The organism is Streptomyces sp. NPDC058964 (assembly GCF_042741275.1).
Lineage (GTDB): Bacteria > Actinomycetota > Actinomycetes > Streptomycetales > Streptomycetaceae > Streptomyces.
In genome coordinates, this window is the sequence record NZ_JBHYKH010000016.1 from 22,946 (window position 1) to 37,165 (window position 14,220).

Below are 14,220 nucleotides of genomic sequence, written 5' to 3' on the forward strand. Positions count from 1 at the left end.
CCCCCCGGGGGTGGTGGGTCGGGGTGGGTGGGGGGGGGTGAGGGGGGGGGGGGGGGGGGGGGCGGCCCGGGGGTTTTGGTGTCTGGGGTACGTGGGTCACGTACATGGGGGTGGGGATGGGCTTCTTCGACGGGCTGCTGGGCGGACGCGCTGCCGACTTCGATTCGGGCAGCGCCGCGACCAACTCCATCCAGCTCACCAAACGGCACCAGCAGGTGTCCCTGACCAAGCAGGACGCGGCCACCGGGCACCTGCGCATCAATCTGACCTGGCGGATGCGGACCTCCGACATCGGCGGTGACCAGCGCACCAGTCTGTTCCGGCACCCCTTCAAGGCGCTCAAGCCGGCGGAGGTGCTCGGGCACGGCCAGAGCATGGTCAACGTCGACCTCGACCTGGGGTGCCTGTACGAGCTCATGGACGGCACCAAGGGAGTCGTCCAGCCGCTCGGCAACTACCTCGGGGACGTCAATTCGCCGCCGTACGTCAAACTCAGCGGCGACGACCGGTTCGGTTCGGCGTCCGGTGAGACGATCTACGTCAACCTCGACCACCGCGAGGAGATCAAGCGGCTGCTGGTCTTCGTCTACATATACGACCAGACCCCGGCCTTCGACCGCACCCACGCCATCGTCACGCTCTACCCCAGCAACGGTCCCCGCATCGAGATCGGCCTCGACGAACGTCACCCGCAGGCCCGCTCCTGCGCCGTCGTGATGATCGAGAACGTCAAGGGCGAACTGGTCGTCCGCCGTGAGGTGAAGTTCGTCTACGGGTTCCAGGGCGAGCTGGACCGGCTGTACGGCTGGGGACTGCAGTGGGGCCGGGGCTACAAGACCAAGGTGGAGTGACGGTCAGCGGCCGATGAACTGGGGGCCCTGCGGGGGCAGCCGGAAGTCCGGGTTCGGGACCGTCGTCACCGGGGGCGGGTAGCCGTAGCCTGACTGCGCCGAGGTGGCCGCCGCGGCCGGTGCCGGAGGGTAGCCGTACGCGGGCCGGCTCGTGGTCTGCGGATAGCCGTAGGCCGGCTGGGCCTGGGCCGCCGCGGTCTGGGCCGCCGTCGTCTGGGGCTGCGGATAGCCGTACGCCGGCTGCGTGGGCACCGCCGTCGGCTGCTCCGGCGGCAGGGGCAGGGACTGGGGCGGCTCGTCGGCGCCCTCGGACTCGTCCACCGAGATGCCGAAGTCGGTCGCCAGGCCCTTCAGGCCGTTCGAGTAGCCCTCGCCCAGGGCGCGGAACTTCCAGCCCTCGCCGCGCCGGTACAGCTCGCCGCAGATCAGGGCGGTCTCCGCGCCCGTCTCCGGCTTGATGTCGAAGTGGGCCAGCGGCTCACCGTCGGTGATCGTCGCGTCGTACAGCAGGATGCGCAGGGCCTGTACGTGCTCGAAGGCGATGCCGTCCGCCGAAGCGACCAGCAGAATACGGCCGACACCGGTCTCGACACCGGAGAGTTCTGTCTGGATCGTGTCGGTCAGGCCCTCGGCGATACGCTTCTTGCCGAGCCGCCACACCTTCCCGGAGGGGTGCCGGGGCTGGTTGTAGAAGACGAAGTCCTCGTCGGAGCGCACACGACCGTCGGGGCCGAGGAGCAGCGCCGAGGCGTCGACATCCGGGACCCCCTGCCCGGGCGTCCAGCGCAGCACGGCGCGCACCGTCGTGGCTTCGAGCGGGACGTTCGACCCCTTCAGCATCGCGTGCGTCATGCGGTCATCCTGCCTTCTCGGTCCTGGTCACGACAATGCGGGGTACCCACAACCGAGAGGGTTGTGCTTGCCGGCGTTACCTGAAATTCATGCCCGGCGGGAACCCCCGACATGGATCCATACGTACTATTACCGGCCACCTGTCATCGATTCCACACGCTTACCTTGCGCCACGGGGGAGTTTTATGCGTCATTTCGGGCACATCGCCCCTGAGGTGCGGCAGCGTCTCTTCCATCAGGAGCCGTGCGAGTTCACCGCCGACTCCCCGGCCCGGCTGCTCTCCGCGGCCCTGGGCGCCACGCTGTACAGCCCGGCCATCCGGCCGCGGCTGGCCGAGGACATCGTCAAGCAGGCCGCGAACGGCGTGGTCTCCATGGTGCTGTGCCTGGAGGACTCGATCGGGGACGAGGACGTCCTGGAGGGCGAGCGCAACCTCGTACACCAGTTCGCCGACCTCGACGCGCGGGGGGACGTGGGCCTGCCCCTGCTCTTCATCCGGGTCCGTTTCCCCGAACAGATCCCCGACCTCGTGCGGCGCCTCGGCCCGACCGTCCGGCTGCTGTCCGGATTCGTGTTCCCGAAGTTCACCGAGGAGCGCGGCATCCCCTTCCTGGAGGCCCTGGCCACCGCGGAGACGGCGAGCGGGCGGCGGCTGTTCGGGATGCCGGTGCTGGAGACGCCCGAGCTGATGTACCGGGAGACGCGCGTGGAGGCCCTGGAGGGCATCGCCCGCGCGGTCGACAAGTACCGCGACCGGGTGCTGGCACTGCGCCTCGGCGTCACGGACTTCTGCTCCTCGTACGGCCTGCGCCGGGCCCCGGACATGACGGCGTACGACGTCCAGATCATCGCCTCCGTGATCGCCGACGTGGTGAACATGCTGGGGCGGGCCGACGGCACCGGCTTCACGGTGACCGGCCCGGTCTGGGAGTACTTCAGGGTCCCCGAGCGCATGTTCAAGCCGATGCTGCGGCACAGCCCCTTCCTGGAGGGGCAGGCCGTGGAGCTGCGCGAGAGACTGATCGAGCACGCGATGGACGGGCTGCTGAGGGAGATCTCCCTGGACCAGGCCAACGGACTGCTCGGCAAGACCTGCATCCACCCCTCGCACGTCCTGCCGGTGCACGCGCTGTCAGTGGTGAGTCACGAAGAGTTCAGTGACGCCCAGGACATCCTGCGGCCGGAACGCGGCGGTGGGGGTGTACTCAGGTCGGCGTACACGAACAAGATGAATGAGGTGAAGCCGCACCGCGCCTGGGCCGAGCGGACCATGCTGCGCGCCGAGGTGTTCGGTGTCGCCAACGAGGACGTCGGCTTCGTGGAGCTGCTCGCCGCCGGGATCCCCGGCTGACCACCGACCGACACAAGGAACGCATGAACAAGGCAGTGAACAACGGGGTCTGGTCCGGCACCTGGGTCGCCGAGCGGCTCGGGGTCGGACTGACGGGCGACGACACGCTGACGGGCCTGCTCGGGCTCGCGCTGCGGCGCAACCCCAAGCGGGCGCACCTGCTCGTCTCCAACGTGCTGGGCAAGCACGTGCCGCAGTCGCCGGGCGTGGTGTACGGGCACGGGTTCGCACTGGGCCGCAGGGTGCGCGAACTGCTCGGCGACGAGGAGGCGGCCGCGGCGGTCGTCCTCGGCTACGCGGAGACGGCCACCGGCCTCGGCCACGCGGTGGCCGACGGGCTGGGCCTCGCCCCCTATCTGCACTCCACCCGGCGCCCGGTCGCCGGGGTCGCCCCGGCGGGCGGCTTCGAGGAGTCGCACTCGCACGCCACCTCGCACCTGCTGCTGCCGGAGGACCCGGCCCTGCTGGTCGGCGACGGCCCGCTGGTCCTCGTCGACGACGAGTTCTCCACCGGCAACACGGTCCTGAACACCATCCGCGACCTGCACGAGCGTTACCCGCGGAAACGATACGTCGTGGTCGCCCTCGTCGACATGCGCTCACCCGCCGACGCGGGACGTCTGGAGGGCTTCGCCCGCGAGATCGGCGCCCGGGTGGACCTGGTAGCCGCCGCCTCGGGGACCGTACGGCTTCCCGAGGGGGTGCTGGAGAAGGGGCAGGAGCTGGTCGCCCGGTACGAGTCCCGGGAGACGCCCGCACAGCCGGCGGACACCGGCCGGATCGCCCGCGTCGAGCTCCGGTGGCCCCGGGGCCTGCCGGACGGCGGCCGGCACGGCTTCACGCCCGCGCACCGCGCCCGCCTGGAGAGCGCCCTGCCCGCCATGGCCGCGCGGGTCGCCGAGACGATACCCGGCGCCGCGCGCCGCGTCCTCGTCCTCGGCTTCGAGGAGCTGATGTACGCGCCGCTGCGGCTGGCCCGGGAGCTGGAGCAGGTCGTGCCCGCCGAGGTGCGCTTCTCCACCACCACCCGCTCACCCGTCCTCGCCGTCGACGACCCCGGCTACGCGATACGCAGCCGACTGGTCTTCCCCGCCCACGACGACCCGGCCGACGGCCCCGGCGAGCGCTACGCCTACAACGTCGCGGGCGCCGGCTTCGACGCCGTCGTCGCGGTCGTCGACTCGGCCGCCGACACGCCCGAACTGCACGCTCCCGGCGGCCTGCTGGCCCAATTGGCCGCGCATGCGCCGCACGTCCTGCTCGCCGTCGTACCGTCGTACGTGCCCGAGCCCCTGTACGTCGCCGTCTCCTCCGACGAAAGATCCGCCATGCTGCCCGAGCCCCTCCGCGGTCCCGCCTTCTCCTCGTATCCGCCCGACGAGGTCGGCTGGCTGCTGCAGGACCTCTCGGACGTGACGCTGGAGGCGCCGACCGAGGAGCGCGAGGAGGCCATCCAGAGCGGCGGCGCGCACTACGCCGAGTCGCTGCCGGTGGAGTACCAGCCGAGCGAGCAGTACCAGGAGGTGTTCCGCGAGGCGCTCGACGCCTCGGCCGAGCGCCTCGCCCAGGCCGTCGGCGTGGTCACCGAGACGGTGATCGCCGAGCGGTCGCCCCGCCCGGTGCTGGTCTCCCTGGCCCGTGCGGGCACCCCGGTCGGCGTGCTGATGCGCCGCTGGGCCCAGTACCGGCACGGACTCGACCTGCCGCACTACGCCGTCTCGATCGTGCGCGGGCGCGGCATCGACGCCAACGCGCTGCGCTGGCTGGCCGCGCACCACGACCCGCGGGACGTCGTCTTCGTCGACGGATGGACCGGCAAGGGCGCCATCACCCGCGAACTCGCCGACGCGCTGAAGGAGTTCGAGGAGAGCGACGGGATCACCGGCTTCGACCCGGAGATCGCGGTGCTCGCCGACCCGGGCTCCTGCGTGCGGACGTACGGCACCCGCGAGGACTTCCTGATCCCGTCGGCCTGCCTCAACTCGACGGTCTCCGGACTGATATCGCGCACCGTCCTGCGCTCGGACCTGGTCGGCACGAACGACTTCCACGGCGCCAAGTTCTACCGCGAACTCGCCGGCGCGGACGTGTCGGTGGCCTTCCTGGACGCCGTCTCCGCCCGCTTCCCCGAGGTCGCCGACGCCGTGGGCACGGCGGTCAAGGAGCTCCTCGCCGCCGACCGCAGCCCCACCTGGGAGGGCTGGGCCGCCGTCGAGCGGATCAGCGAGGAGTACGGCATCCACGACGTCAACCTCGTCAAGCCCGGCGTCGGCGAGACGACCCGGGTGCTGCTGCGCCGGGTCCCGTGGAAGATCCTCGCCCGCGCCGGCGCGGGCGCCGACCTCACCCATGTGCGCCTGCTGGCCGAGCAGAGAGGCGTACCGGTCGAGGAGGTCGGCGAGCTGCCTTACACCTGCGTGGGATTGATCCACCCCCGGTACACGCGCGGGGCGACGGGCGCCGACGGCAAGGCGGTGACGGTCTGATGCCGGTGCTGGTGGCGAGCGACCTCGACCGTACGCTGATCTACTCCTCGGCGGCGCTGGCACTGACCATGCCGGACGCGCGGGCACCCCGGCTGCTGTGCGTGGAGGTGCACGAGAGCAGGCCGCTGTCCTTCATGACGGAGACGGCGGCCGGGCTCCTGACCGATCTCGGTGACGCGGCCGTGTTCGTGCCGACGACCACCCGCACCCGCAAGCAGTACCTGCGCATCAACCTGCCGGGCCCGCCACCGAAGTACGCGATCTGTGCCAACGGCGGACATCTGCTGGTGGACGGTGTCTCGGACCCCGACTGGCACGCGAGGGTGCTGGATCGGCTGGCCGACGAGTGCGCGCCGCTGGACGAGGTGCGCGCGCATCTGGAGGAGACCGCCGACCCGTCCTGGGTGCGCAAGCACCGTGTCGCCGAGGACCTCTTCGTCTATCTGGTCGTCGAGCGCGAACTGCTGCCCGAGGAGTGGGTGAAGGAGCTCGCGGTGTGGGCGGAGAACCGGGGCTGGACGGTGTCCCTGCAGGGCCGCAAGATCTACGCCGTGCCGAAGCCGCTCACCAAGAGCGCGGCCGTCCGTGAGGTCGCCCGCCGTGCCGGAGCCGAGCTCACCCTGGCGGCCGGCGACTCGCTCCTCGACGCCGATCTGCTGCTCGCGGCCGACCGGGGCTGGCGCCCGGGGCACGGCGAACTGGCCGACTCCGACTGGACGGCACCGGCGATCGGTGCGCTGCCGGAGCGGGGCGTGCTGGCCGGGGAGCGGATCCTGCGGGAGTTCCTGCGGACGGTGCGGCGGCCGTCCTGACCGGCTCCCGGGGCGGCGGGGTCAGCCGCAGCAGCCCCCGCCGCAGCATCCGCCGCCGCCTCCGCCCGCGCGGGGAGAGGGGGCCGGTGCGGACGCCGAACCGGCGACGGCTACTGTCGACAGCAGCTTCACCGTGTCGTCGTGTCCCGCGGGGCAGGCGGCGGAGTCGGAGGACTGTGCCATGGGACGGCTCAGTTCGAAGGTGTCGCCGCAGGTCCGGCAGCGGTACTCATAGCGAGGCATACGCACAGGTTAACCGGCGTGACGGTAATCACTGCACCTCAAAATCTCTGAGTGTTCGCATCTGTCCGATACTTGTGCGGAGATTTTGAAAAGATCGCTGATAATTTAAGCGGGCCGCGAGGAGCCGTAAGACCGGGGGAAGAGGGGGCTCATAGCGCCGCGCCGGCCGCGGCGGTGTCCACCCACTGTGTCTCAACCCGCGCGAGCAAGACCGAATGCGAGGGGAGACGCAGTCGTGACGGACTCATGGCAGCGGGCTGACGACCCGGAGGGCGACGACCAGGTCCGGCCGGCGTCCCGGGAGCCGCTGAGATCGGACGAGACCCTGCATCTCAAGGTGGACGCCCTGCGGGCTGACGCCACGATGCAACTGCGGGTGCCTCCGCCGCCGGACCCCCCCGCCACCGGCGGCCGCGCCGACCGCCGCCGCAGTGCCCGCCCCTCCCCGCGCGAACGCGCCACCGGAGCCCTGGCCGGCCTCCGCGCCGCCGTGGGCCCCCGGCTCGCCCCGCTCGCCCCGTACGCCCGCCGCCTCAAACCCCTCTACCCGCGCCCCGGTCGCACCGGCTGGCGCCGCTGGGTGCCCTCCTGGCGCCAGTGGGTGGGCGCCTGGCTGACGTCCTTCGGCATGCTCGGTCTCTTCCTGGTCGTCGCCTACGCCGCCACGGACATACCGACCAACCTCAACACGTATGCCACGCAGCAGGACAACGTGTACTTCTGGTCGGACGGCACGCCGATGGCCCGGACCGGCTGGGTGCAACGGCAGAACATGCCGCTCAAGGACATACCCGAGGACGTGCGCTGGGCGGTGCTGGCGGCGGAGAACGAGAGCTTCTACTCCGACCCGGGCATCTCCTTCAAGGGCATCACCCGCGCGCTGTGGCGGACGGTCGGCGAAGGGGACACCGAGGGCGGCTCCACCATCACCCAGCAGTACGTCAAGAACGTCTATCTGACCCAGAACCAGACGGTCAGCCGCAAGTTCACCGAGGCGATGATCGCCCTCAAGCTCGACAACAAGATGAGCAAGGACGACATCCTGGAGGGCTATCTCAACACCAGCTGGTTCGGCCGCGGGACGTACGGCATCCAGCGCGCGGCACAGGCCTACTACGGCAAGGACGTCAGCAAGCTCAACGCGAGCGAGGCCGCCATGCTCGCCTCTCTGCTGAAGGGCGCCGGACTGTACGACCCCACCCTCAGCCAGGCCAACCACAAGCGGGCGGTGGAGCGCTGGTCCTGGATCCTCGACCGGATGGTCAAGATCGGCAAGCTGTCGCCGTCGGAGCGGGCCAAGTACAGGACGTTCCCCGAGCCGCTCAAGTCGGCCCGGGTCTACGACACGGGCAAGCAGAGCGACTACCTGGTGGAGCTGGCCCAGCAGTACGCCAAGAAGGCCGGACACATCTCGGACAAGGAGTTCGACCTCGGGGGCTACCAGATCTACACGACCTTCGACCGCACACGGGAGACCGAGCTCACCGACGCGGTGGCCAAGGCCCGCAAGCAGGCGGAGCAGGACGACCCCAAGGGCGTGAAGACCGCGCACTACGGTGCCGCCTCGGTGGCCACCGACGGGCGGATCCTGGCCGTGTACGGCGGCCCCGACCACCGTAAGCAGGGCTTCAACGAATCCAACGCGGCCACCGTCAAGGCCGGCTCGGCGTTCCTGCCGTTCGTCTACGCCGCCGGCCTGGAACACGGTGTCCACAAGACCCGCACCGGGCCCGTGGCGCAGGTGACCCCGCAGAGCCTCTACAACGGCGACGACGGCGTCCCCGTCACCACGCCCGAGGGGCCGTACTGGGACCGCAGCGGCAAGAAGGTCGCCGCCCACAACGACGGCGGGCGGTCCTACGGGCAGATCGCGCTGGGCAGGGCGCTCAGCCAGTCCGTGAACACCCCGTTCATGCAACTCGGCATGGACACCGGCCTGGCCAAGGTGCGCGCGACCGCGGAGGCGGCCGGCCTGCTCTCCTCCAGCATGGGGCCGCAGGTGCCCGCCCTGTCCCTGGGCAGCTCCACGCCGAGCGCGATCCGGATGGCCAGCGGGTACGCCACCTTCGCCGCCGCGGGGAAGCACACCGAGCCGTACTCGGTGCGCCGCATCACCCGCAACGGTGCGCAGGTCCGGATGGACGTCCCGGCCTCGCGCCGGGCGGTCGGTGCCCAGGTGGCGGAGGAGGTCTCCCAGGCGCTGACGGACTCGCTGCTCACCGCCCACCCCGAGGCCGCCGCGGCCGTGCCCGCGGCCGGGCGGACCGGCGCCGCGACGGCCGCGGGCGGGAAGGCCGGCACCACTCAGGACGACACCGCCGCCTGGTACGCGGGGACGGCCGATTCCGTGTCCACCGCGGTCGTCGTCTACCGCATGGATCTGGCCAAGAGCCTGGAACCACTTCCACTCAAAGGTCTGGCCGGTACAACCAGAGACGGTGTTCCGTACGTCATATGGGCGAAGGCCATGGGACTCGGTTGACCCCGAGTGCCGAACTTGACCTCGGTGGCCGCACCACCCCCGCCTCCCTCGCAGAATGAGCCGCGCATGAACAGGAAGCAGCCGACCGGCCGTCGCCGCCGGGACCGTGTCCGCCGAACACCCCGCCGGGCCACCCGCGCGGAAGTCATGAGCCTGGCCGCTTTCCTCGTGGTGGCCTCACTGGTGGCTGGCTTCCTGGTGCTGACCCGGCAGGACAGCACGACTCCGGCCGCCTCGGCCAAGGGCGAGGGCAAGCGGGCGTCGGGGAAGGCCGGCGCGGAGCCGAAGTGGGACGGCAAGACGAAGATCCTCGGAGACGGCTCGACCTCCTACACGGGTCCCCAGAAAGGCACGTTGAAGGCCGTACCGCTCAAACCCGGTGAGAAGCCGCCCCAGTTCGTCGTCTTCTCCTGGGACGGCGCGCTCGAGGGCGACGACAAACTCTTCTCCCACTACCGGGAGCTCGCCAAGCAGTACGACGCGCACATGACGTTCTTCCTCACCGGCATCTACCTGCTGCCCAAGGCCAAGAAGGACCTGTACCACCCGCCGCAGCACAAGCCCGGCGCAGCGGCCATCGACTACCCCACCGACGAGCACATCCGCACCACGCTGGAACAGCTCCGCCTGGCGTACAACGAGGGCAACGACATCGGCACCCACTTCAACGGCCACTTCTGCGAGACCAAGGGCAGCGGCAAGGACTGGAGCGTCGACGACTGGAAGCAGGAGATCGACCAGTTCTTCTCCCTCGTGGAGAACTGGAAGACCAACACCGGCTACAAGGACATCCCGGCCCTGCCCTTCGACTTCAAGAAGGAGGTCACCGGCGGCCGCGCCCCCTGCCTGGAGGGCCAGCCGAACCTGCTGAAGGCCATCAAGAGCTACGGCTGGCGCTATGACGCCAGTTCCACGGGCGACTTCCAGATATGGCCGAAGAAGAAGAACGGCATCTGGGACTTCCCGCTTCAGCTGCTCCCGTACGGGGACAAGATCCAGGCCCTGTCCATGGACTTCAACTTCCTCTACAACCAGTCGGACGGCGAGGTCCACGGCAACCCGTCGATGTACCCGCAGTGGGGGCAGCAGACGGTCGACTCCTACATGGCCGGCTTCAACCGCGTCTACTACGGCAGCCGCGCACCGCTGTTCATCGGCAACCACTTCGAGGACTGGAACGGCGGCATCTACATGAAGGCCATCGACCAGGTCGTGAAGAACGTGTGCACGAAGAAGGGCGTCAAGTGCGTCTCCTTCAAGGAGTTGGCCGACTGGATGGACGTGCAGAAGCCGGAGACGCTGGCGAATCTGCGCAGCCTGGACCCGGCGCAGTCACCCGACTGGTCCTCGGTGGTCAAGTGACCTACGTGGACCGCTGATTCCACTTGTGTAACCCCCTTCACAACCGTCGCACATGGCGTGCGAAGATGCGTCTCCCGGTAGGTCTACCGGTGTAGAGGGGAACATCATTGAAATCTAGAAGATTGAGCCGTAAGGGGCGCCGCGCCGGAATAGTCTCGGTGGCCGCCGCCTCCGTCGTCGCCGGAGTGGCCCTGGTGCCCAACTGGAGCGCGGGCGCGGCGGTCGTCGACGATCCGACCGTGGACGCCGCGACCAAGGCGACCTTCCAGAAGCTGGCCGACGCGGTCTTCACGGACCGCACGGAAGCCCTGGTGGACGGGGGCTCCACGAAGCGGACCACGTCCGGTTTCTCCGGCGACGTGAAGCTGTCCGACACCCAGACGCATGCGGAGCGCTCCGCGCTGACCCAGCTGCGCGGCCGGCAGTCCCGCCTCGCCGAGCTGGGCGAGAAGTACAGCGCCGGCAGCACCCGCGTGACGCTGGACGCGACGCGCGTGACCGGCCGCACCGCCAAGGCCGACGTCACCGAGAACACGACGCTGACGTACGAGAAGGTCAAGGGCAAGGAGCCGAAGACCACCGGCTTCCAGGCCCACCACGAACTGACCTTCAGGGCCGACCGGCACGGCAACTGGCAGCTGACCGACGTCCGTGACACGGACAACGGCTACCTCGCGGTGAACCAGGTGGCCAAGCAGCCGACCGTCGCCGTCAAGGCCAGCCCCGCCGACGCCGGCCCGCCGGCGGCGGCCCGCGCGTCGACCACCTGGCCCGCGCCGGCCAACCCGAAGAAGCTCACGGGTGGCACGTACGACTACAAGGCCATGGTCACGTACGCGGCCAAGTACTGGAACAACTACAACCCGGACTACCCGGACTACAACGGGCAGGGAGCGGGCGGCGACTGCACCAACTTCGTCAGCCAGTCCCTGAAGGCGGGCGGCTGGAAGCACGTACCCGGCTACACGTACGACTTCCACAAGTGGTTCGGCAACTCCGAGATCCAGTCGGACTCGTTCGTCGGCGTCAACGAGTTCTCCTGGTTCGCCCTGTCCTCCAAGCGGGTCACCAGCCTCGCCAACGTCTACCAGCTGGACCTGGGCGACGTGCTGCAGATGGACTTCAACAAGGACGGGTCCAAGGACCACTCCATGATCGTCACCTACCGCAGCCCGCAGGGCGTGCCGTACGTGTCGTACCACTCCACCAACACCTACAACCGGTCGGTGGCGAGCCTCGTCGCGTCGTACCCGAACGCCGCGTTCTACGCCTACCGCACCTGATCCTGCCGGTCCAGCCGCTCCGGGGCCCCGGCGTCGGGGTGGCGGGCCCGCCAGTACGGGTTGTCGTGCGGCAGGGTGGAACCCACCCTGCCGTACATCCCGAACACCATCAGCAGGATGCCGACAACGAAGCTGAACAACACGTTCTGGATCCTGAAGGCCAGGAAGTTGTAGTCCGTGTCGAGCAGGGCGAGGTTCAGGAACCCGCTCAGCAGGAACAGGATCCCGAGGGCCATGTTCAGCGTGGACGCGAAGTTCCCGCCGATCACCATGCCCGCGAACAGCAGCAGTCCGATGCAGATCGACAGGATGCTGAGCGTTCCGTTGGTGTTCAGTCCGACGACGGAGTTCCCGCCGGTGTCGAAGAAGCCGATGTGGCGGATCACGCCGAGGATGCCGAAGACGACCAGGAACGCGCCCATGAGCCCCGCCCCGATCCGGTAGACCCTGTTCAGCCGGTGGTCGACGGGAAGGTGGTCGTCGAGCCGGATCCGCCGCCGCGTCTGATGCTGCTGCACTGAGTGCGTGGCCATGTCCGCCTCCTTCGCTTGTTAGCGGAGGTCACACGTACGTCCCAATATCCGCCCGCGACGCCCCGGCGGCAAACGGCTCAGTGGGCGCCGCCGCGTTCCTCGCGGATCTGCGCCACCACCCGTGCCACCGTCTGCCGCACGGCTTCCGTCTCCGTCAGGAAGTGCCAGTAGTCCGGGTGACGGCCCTCCAGCGTGGCGACCGCCCGGTCCAGACGGCCCACGGCGTCGTCGAGCGGCCGGGCGTGCCGGGGGTCGGGCGTCGTGCGGCCCGTCATGGCCAGCCGCTGGGCGTCCCGGATCGCGAACCGGGTCCGGTCGATCTCCTGCTGCGGGTCCTTCTGGACGGCGTTGAGCCGCGTCAGCCGGTCACCGGCGGCCGACACGGCCTCGTCGGTGGTGTTCAGCAGCGCCCGCACGGTCGACAGGAGCGAGGTGGCGTCCGGCCAGCGCTGGGCGTCCCGGGCGGCCTGCGCCTCGTTCAGCTTCAGCTCGGCCTGCCGGACGTTCTCCGCGGCCTGCCCGGGCACCTGCTGGAGGTCCTGCCAGCAGGCCGCCGCGAACCTGCGCCGCAGCTCGCTCAGCACGGGGTCGACGTTCCCGGCGCGGGTGGTCAGGGCCTGGGCCCGGGTACGCAGCGACACGAGCCGGTGGTCGATCTCGGCGGCCTTCTCGGGCAGCCGTGCGGCCTCCGCGCGGACCGCCTCGGCCTCCCGCTGGACCCGCTCGGCCCGCTCCAGCGTCTGTGGCACCCCGTGCTGCCCGGCCCCCTGGTTCAGCTTGGTCAGCTCGGGGGAGAGGGCGGCCAGCCGGGCCGCGAGGTCGTCCGCCCGCAGCCCCGCGCCCCGCACGGCGTCCAGGGCGTTGGACGCGGCGAGCAGCGCCTGCCGGGCCCGCTCCACAGCGGGCGCGAGCCGGGCCAGCTGGGTCTCCGCCTTGCCCAGCAGCGACCCGAGACCGCTGCCGAAGCGGTCCAGTTCCTGCTTCACGCGGATCAGCTCGTCCCTGGCCGAGGTCAGCTCGCCGCGCGCGCGTGAGGCGACCGAGGCCTCGAGGTCGTCCCGGTCGAGGTCGTACGCGTCGATCGCCTCGATGTAGCGATTGCTGACCTCGTCGATACGGCGGCCCAGCGCCTCGAAGTCGCAGACCGCGCGCCGGGCCGCCGGACTGTCGTCGACGGCCGTGATGGTCTCGATCGAGATCCGCAGGTCGCGCTGGGCGGTGTCGAGCTCGTAGAACGCGGCCGCGGCGGCGTCCTTCGCGGCCTGTGCCTCGGCCCGCTGGCTCTCCGACCGCCCGCCGAACCAGCGGCGGGTGCCGCCGCCGGCGAACGCGCCGGGCAGCGCGAGCGCGACGAGCACGGGCAGGCTCATCAGGGCGAGGGTGTCACGGAGGGTCGTGCGGTCGCGCCGGGGCCGTGCGGACGGCGATTGCGGCTGCTCGGGTGTCGCCGGTTTCGCCGTCACATCCCTCTCCCGTGCTGTGATTCGCCCTGGGTGGTGTCATTCTCCCACCCGTTGAAGACGAACACACGAGCCGGTCAGTTCGCGGTTCGCACCGTGACTTTCCCGTCGGCGGTGCGGGCGGAGACGACATGGGCGCTGGAGTCGCTCCGGGGGACGGAGACGTCCACCCCGCCGTCGGCGGTCCGCGTCGTCACCCGGTAGGTGGCCCTGGGCAGTCCGATCGTGACCGAGCCGTCGTCGGTGCGGGACTCCACCAGGTCCGGTACGGCGCCGAGTTCGAGGTGGACCGAGCCGTCGTGGGAGGTCACCCGCACCCGGGGCGAGGAGACGTCGGCGCGTACGGAGCCGTCGTCGGTGCCCACCTCCAGGGGGCCGGTGGAGTCGGTGACGTGCACGGACCCGTCGTGGGGGGGCGTGGGGGGGTGGGGGCGGGGTGGCGCTTCCCGCCCGCCCCCCCCACCCCACCGCCCCCCCCCCCGGACTATGGGGGGGCGCCGTCGA

12 protein-coding genes are annotated in these 14,220 nt (G+C 70.3%); 7 read left to right on the forward strand and 5 right to left on the reverse strand.

Going from position 1 to position 14,220, the window contains the following annotated elements:
• Positions 1 to 116: 116 nt before the first annotated feature.
• Positions 117 to 851: a Tellurium resistance gene (locus ACFW2E_RS03760; protein ID WP_384460844.1), complete on the forward strand. Its 735-nt coding sequence runs from the start codon at positions 117 to 119 to the stop codon at positions 849 to 851.
• A gap of 3 nt (positions 852 to 854) precedes the next feature.
• On the opposite strand, the gene ACFW2E_RS03765 is transcribed toward ACFW2E_RS03760, so the two are convergent.
• Positions 855 to 1,703 (reverse strand): TerD family protein, encoded by an 849-nt coding sequence (locus ACFW2E_RS03765; RefSeq protein ID WP_384460847.1) that lies wholly within the window; start codon positions 1,701 to 1,703, stop codon positions 855 to 857.
• A gap of 185 nt (positions 1,704 to 1,888) precedes the next feature.
• On the opposite strand from ACFW2E_RS03765, the gene ACFW2E_RS03770 reads away from it, so the two are divergent.
• The 3 genes from ACFW2E_RS03770 to ACFW2E_RS03780 are packed head-to-tail and all read left to right on the forward strand — an operon-like array spanning position 1,889 to position 6,353.
• A complete protein-coding gene (locus ACFW2E_RS03770; protein ID WP_384460850.1) occupies positions 1,889 to 3,055 on the forward strand; it encodes an HpcH/HpaI aldolase/citrate lyase family protein in 1,167 nt (388 codons plus the stop codon).
• Between the two features lie 23 nt (positions 3,056 to 3,078).
• A complete protein-coding gene (locus tag ACFW2E_RS03775) occupies positions 3,079 to 5,541 on the forward strand; it encodes a phosphoribosyltransferase (protein WP_384460854.1) in 2,463 nt (820 codons plus the stop codon).
• Positions 5,541 to 6,353, forward strand: coding sequence for an HAD family hydrolase (locus ACFW2E_RS03780; protein ID WP_384460856.1), 813 nt, complete (start codon positions 5,541 to 5,543; stop codon positions 6,351 to 6,353). Before ACFW2E_RS03775 ends, ACFW2E_RS03780 begins: the two co-directional genes overlap by 1 nt.
• Positions 6,354 to 6,374: 21 nt before the next feature.
• On the opposite strand, the gene ACFW2E_RS03785 is transcribed toward ACFW2E_RS03780, so the two are convergent.
• Positions 6,375 to 6,596 (reverse strand): zinc ribbon domain-containing protein, encoded by a 222-nt coding sequence (locus ACFW2E_RS03785; RefSeq protein WP_384460859.1) that lies wholly within the window; start codon positions 6,594 to 6,596, stop codon positions 6,375 to 6,377.
• A gap of 235 nt (positions 6,597 to 6,831) precedes the next feature.
• Between ACFW2E_RS03785 and ACFW2E_RS03790 the strand changes: the two genes are divergently transcribed.
• The 3 genes from ACFW2E_RS03790 (at position 6,832) to ACFW2E_RS03800 (ending at position 11,723) form a co-directional block, all read left to right on the forward strand.
• The gene (locus ACFW2E_RS03790) at positions 6,832 to 9,078 is read left to right on the forward strand and encodes a transglycosylase domain-containing protein (protein ID WP_384460862.1); all 2,247 of its coding nucleotides are present in this window, start codon (positions 6,832 to 6,834) and stop codon (positions 9,076 to 9,078) included.
• 66 nt (positions 9,079 to 9,144) lie between these two features.
• A complete protein-coding gene (locus ACFW2E_RS03795) occupies positions 9,145 to 10,440 on the forward strand; it encodes a hypothetical protein (RefSeq protein ID WP_384460865.1) in 1,296 nt (431 codons plus the stop codon).
• A 158-nt stretch (positions 10,441 to 10,598) separates the two neighbouring features.
• The gene (locus tag ACFW2E_RS03800) at positions 10,599 to 11,723 is read left to right on the forward strand and encodes an amidase domain-containing protein (protein ID WP_384460895.1); all 1,125 of its coding nucleotides are present in this window, start codon (positions 10,599 to 10,601) and stop codon (positions 11,721 to 11,723) included.
• Here the strand turns inward: ACFW2E_RS03800 and ACFW2E_RS03805 are convergent.
• The 3 genes from ACFW2E_RS03805 to ACFW2E_RS03815 all read right to left on the reverse strand — a co-directional run.
• On the reverse strand, positions 11,711 to 12,256 hold the full coding sequence (locus ACFW2E_RS03805) for a DUF4383 domain-containing protein (RefSeq protein WP_384460868.1): 546 nt from the start codon (positions 12,254 to 12,256) through the stop codon (positions 11,711 to 11,713). The genes ACFW2E_RS03800 and ACFW2E_RS03805 overlap by 13 nt on opposite strands.
• Before the next feature lie 77 nt (positions 12,257 to 12,333).
• Positions 12,334 to 13,626 carry a hypothetical protein gene (locus tag ACFW2E_RS03810; RefSeq protein WP_384460871.1) on the reverse strand — a complete coding sequence of 431 codons (1,293 nt, stop codon included), beginning with the start codon at positions 13,624 to 13,626 and terminating at the stop codon, positions 12,334 to 12,336.
• Between the two features lie 167 nt (positions 13,627 to 13,793).
• Positions 13,794 to 14,220, reverse strand: a 427-nt coding sequence (locus ACFW2E_RS03815; RefSeq protein ID WP_384460874.1) for a DUF4097 family beta strand repeat-containing protein, incomplete at its 5' end; no start/stop codon positions are given.